Source organism: Verrucomicrobiota bacterium (assembly GCA_019247695.1).
In the GTDB taxonomy this organism is placed as follows: domain Bacteria; phylum Verrucomicrobiota; class Verrucomicrobiia; order Chthoniobacterales; family JAFAMB01; genus JAFBAP01.
This window is the reverse complement of the sequence record JAFBAP010000167.1, coordinates 1-17,220: the sequence shown is the minus strand read 5'-3', so window position 1 is coordinate 17,220 and position 17,220 is coordinate 1. Positions and strand designations below refer to the sequence as shown.

The window sequence follows — 17,220 nt, the reverse complement described above, 5'->3', positions numbered from 1 at the left end:
GTTCCTTTGGCCCTTCAGGCCATCAAACCGTCTCTCGGCCCGTTGGGCCAAGACCGTTTATACGGTCTGATAGGTGTAAAGCTGGCAGGGAATCTCAACCCCGGGGGAACGCCCGCACATGCACTAAAGCACCTGCCTGCGATCAGCCGTTCCTGCGAGACCAACGCAATACCCGGCCTTGTATCCTTAACTAAATGGCAGTCGGATAAAATCCTGGGAAGGCGTTTCGTTACCGTCCGGCGTCCTTTTTGAATCTGCCTGCAAATAGGTGGTAGCTCCGGTGGAATATGGCCCAGACGCCCATCCATAACCCTGCCGATGCCACGACACGAACAAATATCCGGAGGGCTCGACGCCAGTTAGGCGCATTCCAGCCGGTAGTCGGGTCCGGCAATTTGCGAAGGTTGGTAGCCCGGAGCAGGAATTCGGCTTTGGGGTCGAGAACGGCGTCCGGGCGCAGCAGCGGCAACGCGGGATCGCCCACCCTGACGCCGAAGCCTAACAACCTGGCGGAAGGGCTGTCGGCGAATATCCGGCGCTTATTGAACACGCGCTCGACGAAGGTGGTACAGTCCTCGCCGAAGAATGGTTTGCCCTTTACCTGGTTAAGGAAAGTGATCGCTTCGGAAATGGCTTTCCGGTCGATGTTGCGGAACGCGGTGGCGGGAACGGTCACGTCCCAACCCCGGTGATCGCGTTCGCGAAACTTCTTAACGGGAGTCCAGTTCAGTGCGTCCGTGAAATCTTCCGCCGGGGTGCCGAAAAGCTGTTCCGCCACATATTGCCGCCCATCGTCCATTTCGACGAGGACCCCGGAGTGAATCGCCAAGGGCGGCCCGAATGGATTTTTCCCTAAGCCGGCCAGGCGGCGGTCGAGCATTTCGATCGGTCGGATGATCCAGTTACCGAGCACGCTCAGATTGTCGCTTTGAAAAACGATGCCACGGATGTTCCGGACTTTGCCGGGGCGGCTGCGCGGGTCGGCCGGATGGTCAGGTTTGAAAAGGAAGGTAAACATCACGGCAACCATTTGCGAAGCAGCGGTCCCCCGGGACCGAATACCGGGTCCGTGGCCGGACGAGGCACCGCTTCGATCCGGGCGAGCGCCCGATCGTGCTCCTCACGAGTCCCATGATTAATGTCGAAGTCACGACCGTCCGGGTACGCCCCGACGACGATGAAGTTAGGTGAGGCGTCCATGCGTTTATGCGCCACCCCGGCAGGGATGACGACGACATCGCCCCGGTACAACGACACGATCTGCCCGCGCGGCCCTCCGAAGAAAACCTCGGCCGTCCCTTGGACGACCCCCAAGACTTCGTGCGTATTTGAGTGATAATGGTGGAAGGAGTACACGCCGTCGATCCACCCATTCGACCATCCGTTTCGCTCGAACAGCCCCTGGCACGCCCGCGCGGATTCCAGACCGCCGGCAGCCGCCAGGGCAAGGTGGTAATGCAGCAGCGGCCATCGTCGATTGTTCGGGTACAAACCGTCGTCCGCAAAGCGGTACTCGCCGATGTCCTCCAGGTAACATTGCGGTGCGTTTGGAACTTGAAACTCGTTCATGACATCTGTGAGCGGGTAGAGAATATCGTTTTGCCAAAAATGCGTTCCGAAATAAAGAACGCTCTTTCCAGGCAGATCCTGCCGATGCCAAACGGTGAAGTTCACCCGGCAAAGCGCGCAAAGATCGCGTCCACGGCCCGTGCAAAATCGCTCTCGGCGGGACCGGGCGGGGAAACAAATTCAGCGGCCGCCTTGGCGACGGCATTTCCGTGCCCCATGGCCACACCCATACCGGCCCACTTGAGCATCGAGACGTCATTTTCTCCGTCACCAAACGTCATTACCTGAACGGAGGGAATTCCAAGCTGCTCAGCGATTTTCGCGACTGCGCTCGCCTTGTTCACGCCCGGCGGCATAAACTCCAGGTTTTCCTGTTCGGTCGAGAGCACGTCGACGCGTCCTGCAAAGCGCTTCGTCAACTCATCGCGCCAGCCGGCCAACGCGTCGGACGGCCCGTACCACACAATCTTCAGCGCGTCCCGTCCCTCCAATATTTTAAGATCCCCGATGACCTCGGTTTGTTCCCCCACCCGCCGCTCGTACAGCCTGCGGAACTCGTTTGCGAGCGGCCCGACGTAGAGGTGGTCAATGTGATAGTAAATGACGTCTACGCCCTTCGCCTCACCGAGACCGACCAGTTCTGCAGCCGATTCGGGTTCCACCAGGTGCGCCTCGATGATTTCCCCGGTTTCACCGTCGCGAATGAGACCGCCCTGGCAGGCGATGATCGGGCCGTGCAACCCAAGCTGGCGCTGGAAGCGGATACTGTTCTGATGCCGGCGGCCGGAGGCGACGATGACGTGCACGCCTGCACGCTGCAACCGCTGAACGGCAGCCAGGTTTTCGGGGCCGATTTGCTTGTTTGGACCCAGGAGGGTGCCGTCGAGATCAATTGCGGCCAGCCGGTACGGAATGGTGTCGCGGGACGAAGCCGTTGGCATATCGAAGCTATTTGTCAGGTTGCCCCAAAATGCCACAAGCCGAAAAATGCGACGGATGCCACAAACGACTGACCCCGCCGGCAGCCCTGAACCGGATGCAACAGGCGGAAAATGCCGCAAACGGCAAACCCCGATTCCCGGGGTGACCCAGGTTTCTTACCTTGTGCCATTCGGGGGGAGTTCGACACCCGGAAGGTTGCGACCGATGCAACGCCGTGCGGAGCATCCGGCAGCATCCCCCTTTCGCCGAAGTTCTGCCGAGGTAACTGTCTAAAGGGTATAAGGCCGCGAACCAAGCTCTGTCATTTGTGGCATTTTTCTGCTGGTGGCATTCTCCGCCGGCAGCACGACCGTAAACTCTGAACCGTGCCCCTCTACGCTCTTGACCCCGACTTGGCCATGATGCGCTTCGACCACCGCCTTGACCAGGCTCAGCCCGAGGCCCAGCCCGCGCTGCATCCGGCTCTTGTCGCCCCGGAACAGGCGAGCCCAGATCCGCGGTTGGTCCTGGGCGGGAATTCCGATGCCGTCATCCGTCACGGTCACCCGGACGTGCCCGTCTGCCGTTGAGACGCTGACGTGAACGTGACCGCCGTGGGGCGTGTATTTCACGCTGTTATCCACCAGGTTGGCCAGGGCCTGCCGGATCCGGTTCGGATCAACCTCCGCGTAAGCGGCACCGGCCAGGGCCGACGTGAGCTGAATCTCCTTTTCTTCGGCGAGGAACCGGTAGACTTCCAGTACCCCTTCGAGCAGGCCGGAAATCGACGTCCGTTGCAGTTGCAGCCGCATCATGCCGTGCTCGGCCTCCGTTACGTCCATCAGGGCGTTGAGCATCGTCAGCACGCGATCCGACTCCTCGACGCAATCGGCCAGCGCCTCCCTTACCCCCTCGGCGGAATCCTGGCTGAGGGCAAGCTCAGCCGAACCGCGCAGCCGGGTCAGCGGGGTTCGCAGGTCATGAGCCACGTCGTCAAGCGCTTCACGCATCCCGCGAATCAGGCTTTGGTTCTTTTCGAGCACCCGGTTAAACTGGCGCGCCAGTTCGGCCAGTTCACTTTGCGCCTGGCTTTCCGGCACCCGTTCGCCCAGGTTGCCGGTGTTGACAATGTTTCGAGCCGTTCGCAACACTTGCCGGATCGGGGCGGTCGCCCGGTAGGCGAAAACCGCTCCGCCGACAATCCCGAGGAGGAGCGTGGGGACCATCGCCAGCAGAAACGACCAGATGAAGGGTCCAACCAGCGCGACCGTCCGGTTCGTGCTGCGGCCCACCTGCAAAATCGATCCGTCCCGAAGCTGCATCGACCCGAGCATGAAATCGCTGCGTTGGTCCTTGGGCAGCCGGAACCATCCGGTCGGAGGCCCGTGCCCGGTGTCGAGCTGCCGGGCATTCTGGCGCATCCATTCTTCGGGCGCCGCGACGAAGAGGACGCTGCCGAGCGGACCGGTGACCCGGACGAAGAAAGGGCCGTCGCTGCTCGTGAATTCCGTTTCGTTGACGGTCTGACGCAGGGCCGCCAGCCCCTTGTTTTCATAGATGGCGGCGCACTCATTGAGCCGGGCCTGGATAATCGCTCGTTCGCTGCGTTCAAAGAATGAAGTCAGCAGCACGTACAACAACGCGAAAAGCAGGGCGGTGCTCACCGTGAAGGTGGCCACGTACCAGCAGCTGAGGCGAACCGGAAAACTATGCCACAGGCTTTTGATCTGCCTTAAGAACATAGCCGACACCGCGCACGGTGTGGATGAGTTTGCGGTCGAACTGCTTATCGATCCTGGCGCGAAGGCGGTGCACCAGAACGTCGACCACGTTTGTTTGCGGGTCGAAGTGAAAATCCCAGATGTGCTCCAGAATCATCGTCTTGGTGACGGGACGATTGGCGTTGCGTAAAAGGAATTCCAGGAGCGCAAACTCACGCGGGTGCAACTCGATGACTTCCTCTCCGCGCCTGACCTCGCGCGTCAGAAGGTTCAGACTGAGATCCGCGCAGGCGAGGGTAGTCGGTTCCGCAGTTTGGCTTGCCCGGCGGATCAGGGCCTGCACGCGGGCGAGCAGCTCAGAAAACGCAAACGGCTTGGTCACATAGTCGTCGCCGCCTGACTGCAGGCCCAGCACCCGGTCGTCGACGTTGGCCCGCGCACTCAGGATCAGCACCGGCGTGCGGATCTTCTGCTGCCGCATCCGGCGCAGCAAGGACAGACCGTCAAGCTCAGGGATCATCAGGTCCAGAACCGCCACGTCATAATTAACATTCGAAGCGAGCGCCAGGGCGAGGTCGCCATCACCGGCGTGGTCGACCGCAAACCCGTTTTGCTTAAGGCCTTTGACCACAAAGGAAGCTATCTTGGGATCATCCTCAACCACCAGGGCGCGCATACGGATCGTCGAATGATAATCTACGGGTGATCCCTACGCAGCGACATTCATACCTACACATGGACGGGCAGACGAAAGCGTCGACGCCGGCGCATCTTCTCAGCGAGAGTACGAACGACAGGCCGCCGGCAGTTCGGACGGCCGCCTTCTCCGGGACAAAAAGGGCAGCACGCCTGACGCGTGCTGCCCCCGCCATGCCCCCGCGCGTCGATTGCCGCCCGGCACCCGGCGCTTACCTTCCGTTAACTGTTAACTCTCGCCGCCTTCATTAACCGCGACGTACCGGCTTCCACCGTGGCTCCACACCTTGACCAGCGTCTGGCCGCCCGCCGGCTTTTGCGTCAGGTTAACCGCATCGTCCGCGTTTCGGACCGGTTGATGATTGATTTCGGTGATTACGTCGCCGGCGCGCAGCCCCGCATCGTAAGCCGGCGAATTCTGGTCGACTTCAGTGATTAACGCACCTTGGACCCCGGCTGGAATTCGCAACTCGGTCCGGGTTTGATTGTCCAGGTTGGCCACCGCCACGCCGTTAAGCGTGTCGTTCTGTTTTTCGCCCGGCGCCTGGCCATTATTGTTCCTGGCGAGCCGGTCGCCGGTTCGCTCCTTGATCGTGACGTTCAGATCCTTGGTCTCACCGTTGCGGTCGATCTGAACCGGGATCGTGGTGCCGGGAGGCGTTTCCGCGACCTGCAGCTTCAACTGGTTCGCCGTTTCGATCGGTCTGTTGCCGAATTTCAAAATCACATCGCCGTTCTTAATGCCGGCCGCTTCCGCCGGGCTGCCCGGCGCGGTATCTGCAACCAGTGCGCCCCCGGTCCGATTGATCTTCAGGGCCTGGGCCAGTTCGGGCGTCAGATCCTGGACCGACACCCCCAGCAGGCCGCGCTGAACCCGGCCGTTCTTGATGATGCCGTCCGCAACCCACCGCACAAGGTTGCTGGGCACGGCAAAGCCGATCCCTTGGTTGCCCCCGCTCCGGGAGAGAATCGCAGAGTTGATTCCCACCAACCGGCCTTCCGTGTCCACCAGTGCGCCCCCGGAATTGCCCGGATTGATCGCGGCGTCGGTCTGAATGAAATCTTCGTCACCTTCGCCGGACGTCGCCCGGTTCTTGGCGCTGACAATCCCTCGGGTCACGGTCTGGCCAATGCCAAAAGGGTTGCCGACCGCCAAAACCATGTCGCCGACCTGAATTTTGTCGCTGTCGGCCAGCGTCAGGAACGGAAGGTTTTGCGCGTTGATCTTGATCAGGGCAACGTCGGTTTGCGGGTCCGTGCCGATGACCTTGGCAGCCAGGGTCCGGCCGTCGTTGAGTGAGACCTCGATGTCGCGCGCGTTCTGGACGACGTGATTATTGGTCACGACGTAGCCGTCGCCCGACACGATCACCCCCGAACCCAGCGCGTGCTCATGCTCGCCACCCGGCATTCCCCGGGAGAAAGGCCCGCGTCCGCCGAAAAACCGCCGGAAAAAGTCGAGCTCCGACTCACTCATCTGGCCCGAGGGGCCCTCCGCGGTCACCGCGATCCGGACGACGCTCGGGCTCACCTTCTCAACCACGGGTGCGCAACTGTTGGTTGCGTCGCGCACCAGGGGCGCTTCGTCCACCTTTAACGTCAGTTTCGGGTTTTCCGCCGGACCGCCGGTCTGGCTTGGTTCATTGAGAGCCAGCGCCGTCCCGGCCAGCATGGCGACTCCGGTGAGAAGGTACCAGCGCCGCCGCGTGTGTTTAGGAAACGAAATTTTCATAGGTGCGTTCAACTCCTGCGTTCTGTCTTATGAGGGCTAACGTGCCTCGCACGGCTGACCGATTGCTTGCACGAACATTACATTAATGAAAGGAATCTGCGAAGTTGCTCCCTGCGGCGCAAATGACCTTCCTCAGGAGGCAAGCGATACCTCGGCGCGCTCCAGGACCGCCAGGACGTCCTCCGGACGTTTCGCGTCGTAAAAAGCTTCGCAGAACCGCTCGTTGCGCAGCACCCGCATCAGCGTGCCCACTAACCGGGCGTACCGGGCATCGACGGCGAGAGGGATGGCCATCAAAACGATGAAATGGATCAGTTCGTCATGATCCCTCACCGGCGTGTGCAACCGCGCAAAACTCATCACGAGATCCGAAACCGCTTTGGTCCGCACATGGATGAATGCCACCCCGGTTCGGATCGGGATGACGTGCTCGCCCCCCTTTCCCTCCCAGACCCCCACCAATTCCCGCCAGGAACCCACCCGCGGATCGGCACGGAGCGTTTCCGCAAGTTTGCGAATGGCCTCGACGAGAGTTGCGGCCTCAAGGTCGAGAACGATTTGCGTGGATTCGAGCGCTGCCCTGAAACGCATCATATCATATGCTTGTGCCGCTCCAGCGCAGTTTCCGCCGAAGGATCTCGGCAAAAGTGAGGTGGCGCGGAAATAACAACGGGATCCTGCGATCGGCTGTGGCGATCCGGACATGATCGCCAGGGAGCACCTGTTCGGACTCGTGTCCGTCGATGGTCAGCAACAGCGGTCCTTGCCCTGGCCGCGGCCGGATCGTCAGGGTCGACCGGTTGGACACCACCACCGAACGATTGGTGAGCACGTGCGGGCAAATCGGCGTTACCAGCAGCACGCCTGACTCGGGCATGACAATCGGGCCGCCCGCAGAAAGCGAATAAGCCGTTGATCCCGTCGAAGTCGCCACAACCAAGCCGTCCGCATTGAACTCGGTCAGCAGGTTGCCTTCGATGTACACTTCCGCCCGCACCAGGCGCGAGCGTTCACCCCGGGTCACCACCACGTCGTTTAGACCGGTCTGTTCGCAGATCACCCTGCCGTCGCGTATCAACCGCGCGGTCAGCATCGTTCGCTCATCCACCCGGTACGTCCGGTCCCGCAAGGCGCGAACCGCTTCCTCGAATTCCGGGCCGGCGAAGGACGTAAGAAAGCCCAGCGTGCCGAAATTGATCCCCATGATCGGGCGCACAGAGCCGTGCAGGTCGCGAATCAGGCGTAAAAGCGTGCCGTCGCCTCCAAGCGCGATCAGGACATCGCATTGTTCGGCCATTTCCGTCAGCGCATGGCCCTGCACCGGGATCAAACGCGCCGCGTTTTCCTCCACCAGCGCACGCATGCCTTCGACTTCAATCGCCGCCGTCAGCGAGCGCAACGGCACCTCCGCGCCCGGTTTCCGCCAATGTGCGTAGATGCCGATCGTCACCGAAGACATGCCAGAAACTCCCGGTTACCTTTCGCGCCCCGAATCGGGGACTCGACGAAGCCGCGCCATTCGCGCCGGAGCGATCCCGTAACGAAACGGTACACTTTGTCGACCGCTTCATCGTGAAACGTTGAGTCCCGCACCACCCCTCCCTTCACCACCTTGTTCGGGTCGAGTTCAAACTGTGGTTTGATAAGTACGATCACGAGTCCTCCCGGTGCAAGGCAGCCAAAAATAGGGTGCAACACCAGGGTGAGCGAGATAAAAGAAACGTCCACCACAATCAACTCGAATGGCGCACCGATCCGGGCCGGGTCCAGGTAGCGCGCGTTGATGCCCTCATGCACCAAAACCCGAGGATCGGTTCGCAGCCGGTAAGCAATCTGGTTATGCCCCACATCCAGGGCCGTGACCTGCGCGGCGCCCCGTTGCAGGAGGCAATCCGTGAACCCGCCCGTCGAGGCGCCCACGTCCAGGCAGCGCCATCCGGCCGGACTAATTTTAAAATGCTCAAGAGCCGCTTCCAGCTTGTATCCGCCCCGGCCGACAAACCGCTCCATGCCCGTGACCCGGATCTCGGCATCCGCCGGCACCAGGCTGCCCGGCTTGTCGACGACCCGCTCCCCGACCAGCACCTGCCCGGCCATCAACGCACGCTGGGCCTGTTCTCGTGACGGGAAGAAGCCCCGGGCAACCAGCATCTTATCAATGCGCTCTCGTTGGCTTGCACCCATGCCCCTAGGTTACAACTCCCCGGCCGGGATCGAAATTAAAGCTTGATTAACCGCCGAAACCGCGAAATCTATCGTTCTTTTTTCCGTCCCTGATTTATGTCGTCTCAAGAGCTAAAGGAGCAAATCAAAGATATGCTCATCACGAACCTGATGCTCCGCGTGCCGAAGGAGGAGATCGAAAACGATCTACCTTTATTTGGTGTCGACGGCCTCGGGCTCGATTCCATCGATGCGCTCCAACTCGTTGTCAGCATGGAAAAGACCTTCGGCGTCGGCGTACCGAACTCGGAAGTTGCCCGGGTGGCCCTCGCCAGCGTCAACAGTATCCACGATTACATCCTGCAGCAGACCGGCCGCAAACCGGCCTGAACGGCGGCCGCAGCGGGTGTGGCGGGCACAACGTAAGAGTTCACACGGTCACACGGCGGGCACGGCGATTTGGCGGGCACAACGTAAGAGTTCACACGGCGAACACGGCGAGCCACGGCGAACACGGCGGGAAGACGAGTTACAGACTTGACATCGGCGACTCTTCCCAACGATCGCACCCGACACCCGACCTACTCCGTTTTGGCCGCCTCAGCCCGGTTGATCTCATCGATCAGGGCGCGCATCCGTCCGAAATTTCGGCGGTACGGCCGGCAGATCAGCCGAGGTAAACGGTAAATCTCGGGCTCGTTCTTTTCCTCCTCAAGCGGTCCGCTGGCCCTGAGCGGCTGGGCCAGAAAACCGTCGCGGAATTTGCCGTTAATGCCTTCGACCGCGTCGCGCTCTATCGGTTGGTGCAGGCGAATGACCAACTCGCTTCTGCCTACCCAACGGTAAGAATGAAAGTTCCGGTAAAAATTCGCGATCTCGTCGACTGCGTCTTCCACCCGGTCGAACATCCGGAAGAAATTAAAGTCCTCGGGCGAGATCAGGCGTTGGGCCAGGAAATGCTCTTCCAGAAATCGGACCCAGGTGCGCCAGTAAGTTCCGCCCGGAATATCGACCAGCACGAGCGGGATGATGCGAGCCTTGCCGGTCTGCATCAGGGTGAGAATCTCAAATCCCTCATCCATCGTGCCGAAGCCGCCCGGGAAAAGCGCAATCCCGTGCGTCTCCTTCACGAAGTTGACCTTGCGGGTAAAGAAATAATTGAAATTAACGAGCTTCGGATCACCCTCGATAATCTCATTGGCTCTCTGCTCGAAAGGCAGCCGGATGTTCAAGCCGAAGCTGTGCTCGCGTCCGGCGCCTCGCTGGGCAGCCCCCATAATCCCATCCCCGCCCCCGGTGATGATCATAAATCCGTGATCCCGCATTTGGGCCGCGAACGCTTCCGCGGCAAGCGCCTCCGGCGCGGTGGCGGGGGTCCGCGCAGAACCGAATACCGCCACCTTCCGGATCCCGGAGTACGGGGCGAAGGTGCGTGCGGCCTGGCGCAGCTCTTTGAGGGAACGGTTGATCATTTTAAGGTCCGCGACCGGCACGGCGTCGCTACCCATCCGTAATGCCGTGACGATCATTTCCGCGATCAATTCCGGTGACTCGTGCACCCCCCAATCCCGGACCAACTCCTGGATGCGACGATCGAATTCCGGATTTCCCGATGACGAAAACGACGAGCGCAGGGCACTAATGCCGCCCGCAGTAAAATCTTGCACGCCCGGACTGTTAGACGAGATCGGCGAAAAGACAACGGGCGGGAATAAAGTGGCGGGTAACCGGCAGCTCGTAACCGCTAACTGGTGCCGGGTCGTGTCCGTGGCTCGGAGTTCGGCGTTGCGGTGCCGCGTCCGCCGAACCCCGGAGCCCACCCGCTACCCGTTACCCGTCACCAGTTACTGGTTACTCGCCCCGATCTGTGCTAAGAGCACCCTCCACCCATGATCGTTATTCTTAAGCCTAAGACGCCGAAGGACCAGATCGAAGAGGTCATCGACGAAGTAGCCAAACTGGGGTACAAACCCCACCCCATTTACGGCGAACTCCAAACCGTCGTGGCCGCCATCGGTGACGAGCGTACGCATCACACCCTCGAATCGCTGATTGTTCTGCCCCAGGTCGAACGGGTCATGCCCGTCCAGAAACGCTATAAACTTGCCAGCCGCGAATCGCAGGACGGCGATACCGTCGTTGACGTCGGCGGGGTGCGGATCGGCAATGGGCATTTCGCCCTGATGGCCGGCCCCTGCAGCGTCGAATCGGAGGAGCAGCTCTTGACCACGGCCCGGGCGGTCAAGGCGCGCGGGGCACAGATCCTCCGGGGCGGGGCGTACAAACCCCGTACTTCGCCTTATGAATTTCAGGGTTTGGGCAAAGAAGGTCTTCGCCTCCTCGACCTCGCACGCCGGGAAACCGGATTGAAGATCATCACCGAGGTTCTGAGCGAGCGTGACGTCGAACTCGTCGGCGATACGGCGGATATCCTGCAAATCGGCGCCCGGAATGCCCAGAATTACCAACTCCTGATCGAATGCGCCCGCTCGCGCAAACCCGTGCTGTTGAAACGCGGCATGAGTGAACGGATTGAGGAATGGCTTCTCGCCGCGGAATACCTGCTGGCCAACGGCAACCCGAACGTGTTGCTGTGCGAACGCGGCATCCGCACCTTCGAGACCTACACCCGTAACACCCTCGACCTCTCGGCCGTCGCCATCGCGAAAAAGGAATCGCATCTCCCGGTCATCGTGGACCCGAGCCAGGGGTGCGGCCGCGCCGATCTTGTCGCGATTCTGTGCCGGGGCGCTGTGGCCATGGGGGCGGACGGCTTACTCATCGAGGTTCACCCGCGCCCCGCCGAAGCCCTCAGCGACGGCCAGCAGCAAGTCGATTTTGAGTTGTTCGGCCGGCTCGTGGACGATTTGCCGCCCTTCCTCGCCGCCGCCAACCGTACACTTGCCTAGCCTGCATACCTCGGATTAAAAAAAATAAATCCTGAATCCGGGCGGAAACCAAAGCTCGACCGGAACACCGGGGTTATTTTGGGGTTTGACCAGTTGACATCCATGCAGGCCACTTTTGACGTCGCGATCATCGGGGGCGGCCCCGCCGGCAGCGTCGCCGGGTCGATCCTTGCGCAGGCCGGGCGCTCCGTCATCATTCTTGAAAAGGAGGCGTTCCCGCGGTTTCGCGTCGGCGAGTCAATGGTCCCGGCCAGCTGCGAAACGCTCGCGCGGATCGGCGTCAAACCCAAGCTTGATCAGGGCGGTTTCCTGATCAAATACGGCGGGGAAATCTGCTCAGCGTGCGGCACACGTTTCCGGTTCCTGTTCCGCAACGGGCTCCGGCCGAAATGGAAGACGTCTTACCAGGTTGAACGGGCGAAGTTCGATCAGGTCCTGCTCGATCACGCGCGGGAACTCGGGTGCGAAGTCCGGGAACGCACCGCGGTCCAGGACGTGGAATTTTACCCGGACGGGGTCAAACTTCGAACCGGCGGCGCCGGTCCCGGTCCCGAAAGCTCAACGGTTGCGGCTCGCTACGTGCTCGATTGCTCCGGGCGCCACAGCCTGCTCGCCCACCGTTTTCACTTGCGCGAACCTTACCCGGACCTGCGCAAATTCTCGGTTTACGCCTATTACGAGAACGTCGGGCGCCCGGAAGGCGAGGCCGGCACCCTTACCCGCATGATCCGCACCGAAGACGGATGGATCTGGATGATCCCGCTGGTGGGCGGAAAATGCAGCATCGGCATCGTCACCGGCATCGACCGGTACCGGGCCGCGCGGTTGTCGCCGGAAGAGACCCTGGACCGAACCCTCCGGGACCAGCCCGAAGTCAGCGCCTGGGTGCGGGACGCGCGGCGGTACACCCCGATTTATGCCGCCAGCGATTTTTCTTACCGGGTGACCCGGTTGGCCGGTGATCGCTGGTTGCTTGCGGGCGATGCGGCCGGATTTATCGACCCGGTGTTCAGCAACGGGATCTACATGGCCATCTATTCCGGCGAGAGAGCCGGGGACGCCCTTGCCCTGGCGCTCGGGAACGAGAAGCCGGGTAGCCGCCCCGAGGCCTTTCGCAACTATGAAACTGCCGTGCAGCGCCGGTTCGATTTTTACCTCAAGCTTGTGCGAGCCTGGTACACCCAGCCTTTCATTGAAATTTTCCTGCATCCGAAGGAAATGTTCGACCTCGTGCCGACCGTCAACAGCGCCCTGGGGGGCAACCCGGCGCGAAGTTGGTCGTCGCGGTGGCGGATGAAGTTCTTCTTCATGCTCGTTTACCTCCAGGGCAGGACCGGCCGGCTGGTGCCGGGGCTCACCCTCAAACCGGCCATTTTACCGGGTTGAGCCCGGTTCCGTGCGGGTATTACCTTCGAAGAAAAGCAGGTTATGCAGCCGGAAAGGGTAATCATAATGATTGAAATAGTGAAACAGACCTGAGAATTGTGCGTCTAAACTGCGAAACCGATCAATGAAGAAACTGATTGGAGGAAAGCACCACCTCGGCCTTTTCCTGAGTCTGATCACCCTGATTTTGCTGGCGGGCTGCCAGGCCGGCCGTGAACTACCCGGTCTGGGCGGCGAGGCTGCCACCCGCACCGGCCAGTTGCGTTACGCCACGCGCGCGCGCTCTTTTATCGGCGACTTTATCCTTCGGACAAGCCCCTCGGGCGATTACGACCTGGCGTTTTCGAAGTCCGGCGTTTCGATTCTGCAGATTCAGGTCCACGCTGACCGGCTCTCCGCCACCGGCAGCTTTGTCCGGGGCGGATGGAGCGGCTCGGCCTCGCACGCGCCAGGCCCCCTCCGGACCTGGGCTGAACTGCACCAGGTCATTCCCTACTTTTATTCTACCCAGAGCCAGGCAAGCGCGGGCAACAACGCTTGGCGCGCAACTTTTGTCCGGCAGGGACCGCGCTTGCAATCTGCGCAGATTCGCTTTGCGCACGGCGAATCCCTGCTGTTTAACTTCGCGCCATAGAGGTCACATGCACCCGATTGCACCCCAGGCAGACCTCCCGGTTGAAGTTAACGAGTCGGCGTTGCCGCGTAACGCCTGGTACTCGCCGATCTGGTTTGAGGTGGCAAGCCGGCTCATCCGGAGTATGCCGCGGGTCGTGACCCGTTCATTTTCCACCGGCGCCGGCCGCTTGGGGTACGCCTTCTGCCATTCCCGGCGCCAGGCTGTCCTGCAGAACCTTGAACCCCTCATCCCGGACCCGATAAAGCGCGACCTTGTCTGCCGGAACTGCTTCCGGAACTTCGTGCGGATGCTCCATGACTTCTGCGATTGTGCGGCCGGCGGAACGCCGCGGGTTAACGCCTTGATGACCGAACGCCGCGGGTTCGAAGCCCTGGCTGCGGCCCGTGCCCGCGGCTGCGGCACGCTTTTGATCACCGGACACCTGGGCGCATGGGAACTCGGCGGCATGCTCCTGGCCGGCGACGGATTCCCGGTCAACGTTGTGACCTTGGAAGAGCCCACGGAACAATTGAACCGCTGGCGCCAGCAATTCCGAAAAAAGTTCGGGATCAAGACCATCACGGTCGGATCGGACAAGTTTGCCTTTCTGGAGATCATCCAGGCGCTGAAGAAAAATGAACTTGTGGCCATGCTGGTTGATCGTCCGTACCTCCGGAGCGGGGTCCCGGTCCGCTTTTTCGGGCGGGAAACGATGTTTTCAGCGGCGGCGGCGACCATCTGGCAGCACACGGGCGCTTCCATCGTTCCGGCCTTCGTCCTGGCGCTCTCCCCGGGGCGGTACGGTTGTTACGCCTATCCGGCCGTCGAAATGAGGGCGCAAAACACCCTCCAGGAAAATACCCAGGAAATTGCCGCCGCTTTCGAGGACATCTTCCGGCAGTTCCCGGAACAATGGTTCAACTTCGTGCCCGTCTGGCAATTCCAGGCGTAGTCAATTTATGAGACGTAAATTCATATCCGCGTTCATTGCATCCGCCTTTCTGGCCGGCAGCGCTGCCGCCGTGGCGGCGCCCATGTCCTCCGGCGAAATCCAGGACCTCCTCAACCGGCTCGAGACGATGCACGAATCGAACAGTTCGTTGCAGGCCGACTTTCGCGAGGAACGCCACATGTCCATGCTGAAAGAGCCCGTGGTCAGCCAGGGCAAAATCTGGTTCACGATCCCGGACAAGATTCGCCGGGACATCGGCGGTAACACCCCGAGCACCACCGTCATCAACGGGCGGAAGATGGTCATCTTTTACCCCAAGTTTAAGGAAGAAGAAGTCTACGACCTTGAGAAGCGGCCCATGCTCAAGGATTCCCTTCAGGCGTTGACCGCCGGGTTAAACTTCCGGCAGGTCTCGACCTACTACAACGTCGAGGGTTCGAAGGAAGGTAACGACTACCAGATCGTCCTGACGCCCAAGTCCGGAGCCATCCGCAAGGTCGTCAAGTCCGTGACTCTGACCTTGGACCGGAACCTGAACCCGCAGCACGTGGTTTTTGTGAGCTCACGGGGCGAGCGGGTTGAGGTGAGCTACAGTGACGTCCGGCGCGAGCCGGTGCCGGAATCGATGTACCAGTTCAACGCGCCGCCGGGGACCAACGTCACCACGCCCCTTGGCAGTTGACAATACCGTCATTTCCGGGGATCTATTCGGTCCGGCCGCGCAATGCGCAATTGCCTCGTGGTGTAACGGTAGCACAAGTGACTCTGGATCACTTTGTCATGGTTCGAATCCATGCGAGGCAGGTGTCTGAACCTGAAAAGGTTACGAATGTTTTTACACTTGCTCTAATAACCGTCATGTGCCACTTTTGAGCCACTTTTCAGGTCCAGATCGCAGAAGTTGTGGGAGAAATCACCTTTCCAAATTCAGCCGAGCAAGCTTTTTGTCCCCTCGCCTTCTCCTACGCTAACCCAAGTCCTTCCCGCTTGGACACAGGCGCTACGCCCTGGTCGATGCAACTGAAAGGCCCCCGTCTGCTGAAGGCCTCGTTGCGTAAGTGGCTCACAATTAACGCCCAGCCTATCCGCAGGATGGGCAAAAAGGAAATTTTTCGGTAAGGTCCCTGGTAAAGGTCGGTTTAAGACGCTAGACGCAATGGTACCGGCAAGTCACCTCGAGTCTAGCCAACTTTGGAACCTGGCAGATGAGCAGGCGGAGGGGATTCACCAAGCAAAGTGATCCGTGTTCTTTTTCCGTTGCCCCTGAAGGGAGCGCGCTGACGACCTTTGCCTGCCCGTTGGGTTATCCAGGCGACCTATTTAAACGCCTGTCCTGCTCCGCCCAACGCCCATGCCTAGTTTTTTTCGTCTCCGGCGGCGGCGTCGCTGGCTCGCATTCGGTGCAACACGCGTCGACCATTGATAACCCTGCAACGTGCATTCCCGGTGTACCCTCTTGATCAATAACGAACCAGCCATCAAACCACCTCCTCGAGCGCTCGCTCTCACTGAGCTAGATCTGAACTCCTGAGGTCATCAATATACTTTCGCCTGCCATTGGCCGTCGCGTAGCCGTTTGCTTGCGCCACCCGCCGATAATCCCTTAACCAACCGAAGGTGACTTCGTACCGTTTTTCTATATCGCGCATTAACGTCCCTATGTTTAAACGGTCGATTAGAAATCGCCTGCTAAGTTTCGCTTCAGAATGTCCGAGGACCACCGACAGCAGGAACTCATCGTAATCGCCATCCCGCATTAAACGACGTTTCGTCAGGAAGGGATCAACTTTGGACTTGCTTGCCCGTACGCCCTGCAGAATGGGATCCTGAGTCACCTGAGCCAGCGCATCCAACGCCCGCCCTCGATCTCTGAAATAGTCATGAACGCGGCCATCGAAGCAAAACTTAAGTTCCGGCAGCGAATCCATGTCAAACAGGTTTGGCCTGACTGTCGATGCAAGGCCGGCACGAGATTTGGTCTGACTAAAAAGCGGGTAGATCCTTTCACCACGCGCTGCAGCCGAGATTGAATCCAACCCAAGGATCCGGCTTCGGAATCTCTTGTATTCCACGACCGGTTGCACCAGCGGCTCGCTTATGGCCAATTGCTCCAGAATCGACGTCGTGATCCTACCGGGTGCAAGGTACCCTTTCGACAGCAGCGCTTCCCTCAACACCGCCCAAAGCTCCCTGTCTGAATCCAGGTCAAAGGCCTTGCCCATCTCTCTGAAGATACGACTTTTGAGACGAGTGGCTTTTGCAATCAGGGATCGCCTGATCACCTCCATTCGTCCTGGATCCACCGAAATGCCTTCAAACTCCAGGTCTCCAAATCGCGTCACCAGCGGAAGCGTGTCGCCTGAAAACTGTTCTGTTATACCCCTTTCTCTCAACTGCTCGAGGAGTACGGGATAGAGGCGCATCGTCACATCAGCATCCTGGCAGGCGTGTTTCATCATTTCCTGAAACGGTAAGTCCAGAAAGCTCTGACCCCCCTTGACCAGATCAGCATATGCCTTGATCTCCTTGCCGAGGAGTTGATGCGCCAGATGCTT

Annotated in this window: 17 protein-coding genes and 1 tRNA gene; 7 read left to right on the top strand and 11 right to left on the bottom strand. The window is 60.2% G+C overall.

Annotated elements, in window-relative coordinates; translation table 11 throughout:
• Nucleotides 1-229: 229 nt before the first annotated feature.
• From JO015_20225 to JO015_20185, 9 genes are all read right to left on the bottom strand, one after another.
• On the bottom strand, nt 230-1,018 hold the full coding sequence (locus tag JO015_20225) for a hypothetical protein (protein ID MBW0001428.1): 789 nt from the start codon (nt 1,016-1,018) through the stop codon (nt 230-232).
• Nucleotides 1,018-1,569, bottom strand: a complete 552-nt coding sequence (locus JO015_20220) for a hypothetical protein (GenBank protein ID MBW0001427.1) — start codon at nt 1,567-1,569, stop codon at nt 1,018-1,020. The genes JO015_20225 and JO015_20220 overlap by 1 nt, the downstream gene beginning before the upstream one ends.
• Nucleotides 1,570-1,670: 101 nt before the next feature.
• A complete protein-coding gene (locus JO015_20215; protein ID MBW0001426.1) occupies nt 1,671-2,510 on the bottom strand; it encodes an HAD family phosphatase in 840 nt (279 codons plus the stop codon).
• Nucleotides 2,511-2,780: 270 nt separating this feature from the next.
• Nucleotides 2,781-4,232 (bottom strand): HAMP domain-containing histidine kinase, encoded by a 1,452-nt coding sequence (locus JO015_20210; GenBank protein ID MBW0001425.1) that lies wholly within the window; start codon nt 4,230-4,232, stop codon nt 2,781-2,783.
• Entirely contained in the window at nt 4,198-4,887 is a 690-nt protein-coding gene (locus tag JO015_20205; GenBank protein ID MBW0001424.1) for a response regulator transcription factor, read from the bottom strand. Before JO015_20205 ends, JO015_20210 begins: the two co-directional genes overlap by 35 nt.
• Nucleotides 4,888-5,136: 249 nt before the next feature.
• Nucleotides 5,137-6,639 (bottom strand): DegQ family serine endoprotease, encoded by a 1,503-nt coding sequence (locus JO015_20200; GenBank protein MBW0001423.1) that lies wholly within the window; start codon nt 6,637-6,639, stop codon nt 5,137-5,139.
• Nucleotides 6,640-6,771: 132 nt separating this feature from the next.
• Entirely contained in the window at nt 6,772-7,233 is a 462-nt protein-coding gene (locus tag JO015_20195) for a PTS sugar transporter subunit IIA (GenBank protein ID MBW0001422.1), read from the bottom strand.
• 1 nt (nt 7,234) lies between these two features.
• Nucleotides 7,235-8,098, bottom strand: a complete 864-nt coding sequence (locus JO015_20190) for an NAD(+)/NADH kinase (protein ID MBW0001421.1) — start codon at nt 8,096-8,098, stop codon at nt 7,235-7,237.
• The gene (locus tag JO015_20185; protein ID MBW0001420.1) at nt 8,086-8,823 is read right to left on the bottom strand and encodes a TlyA family RNA methyltransferase; all 738 of its coding nucleotides are present in this window, start codon (nt 8,821-8,823) and stop codon (nt 8,086-8,088) included. Before JO015_20185 ends, JO015_20190 begins: the two co-directional genes overlap by 13 nt.
• Before the next feature lie 96 nt (nt 8,824-8,919).
• On the opposite strand from JO015_20185, the gene JO015_20180 reads away from it, so the two are divergent.
• A complete protein-coding gene (locus JO015_20180) occupies nt 8,920-9,192 on the top strand; it encodes an acyl carrier protein (protein ID MBW0001419.1) in 273 nt (90 codons plus the stop codon).
• Nucleotides 9,193-9,383: 191 nt separating this feature from the next.
• Here JO015_20180 and JO015_20175 read toward each other — a convergent pair whose 3' ends face one another.
• A complete protein-coding gene (locus tag JO015_20175; GenBank protein ID MBW0001418.1) occupies nt 9,384-10,469 on the bottom strand; it encodes a TIGR00730 family Rossman fold protein in 1,086 nt (361 codons plus the stop codon).
• Between the two features lie 222 nt (nt 10,470-10,691).
• Here JO015_20175 and aroF point away from each other — a divergent pair, with 222 nt between their 5' ends.
• From aroF to JO015_20145, 6 genes are all read left to right on the top strand, one after another.
• Nucleotides 10,692-11,711, top strand: a complete 1,020-nt coding sequence (aroF, locus tag JO015_20170; GenBank protein MBW0001417.1) for a 3-deoxy-7-phosphoheptulonate synthase — start codon at nt 10,692-10,694, stop codon at nt 11,709-11,711.
• Between the two features lie 102 nt (nt 11,712-11,813).
• Entirely contained in the window at nt 11,814-13,097 is a 1,284-nt protein-coding gene (locus JO015_20165) for a tryptophan 7-halogenase (GenBank protein ID MBW0001416.1), read from the top strand.
• A 124-nt stretch (nt 13,098-13,221) separates the two neighbouring features.
• Complete coding sequence (locus JO015_20160) at nt 13,222-13,731, top strand: hypothetical protein (protein MBW0001415.1); 510 nt, start codon at nt 13,222-13,224, stop codon at nt 13,729-13,731.
• A 7-nt stretch (nt 13,732-13,738) separates the two neighbouring features.
• On the top strand, nt 13,739-14,665 hold the full coding sequence (locus JO015_20155) for a lysophospholipid acyltransferase family protein (protein ID MBW0001414.1): 927 nt from the start codon (nt 13,739-13,741) through the stop codon (nt 14,663-14,665).
• Nucleotides 14,666-14,672: 7 nt separating this feature from the next.
• Nucleotides 14,673-15,347, top strand: a complete 675-nt coding sequence (locus JO015_20150; GenBank protein ID MBW0001413.1) for an outer membrane lipoprotein carrier protein LolA — start codon at nt 14,673-14,675, stop codon at nt 15,345-15,347.
• A 51-nt stretch (nt 15,348-15,398) separates the two neighbouring features.
• Nucleotides 15,399-15,469: transfer RNA gene (locus tag JO015_20145), tRNA-Gln, on the top strand.
• A gap of 701 nt (nt 15,470-16,170) precedes the next feature.
• Here JO015_20145 and JO015_20140 read toward each other — a convergent pair.
• Nucleotides 16,171-17,220, bottom strand: a 1,050-nt coding sequence (locus tag JO015_20140) for a hypothetical protein (GenBank protein ID MBW0001412.1), incomplete at its 5' end; no start/stop codon positions are given.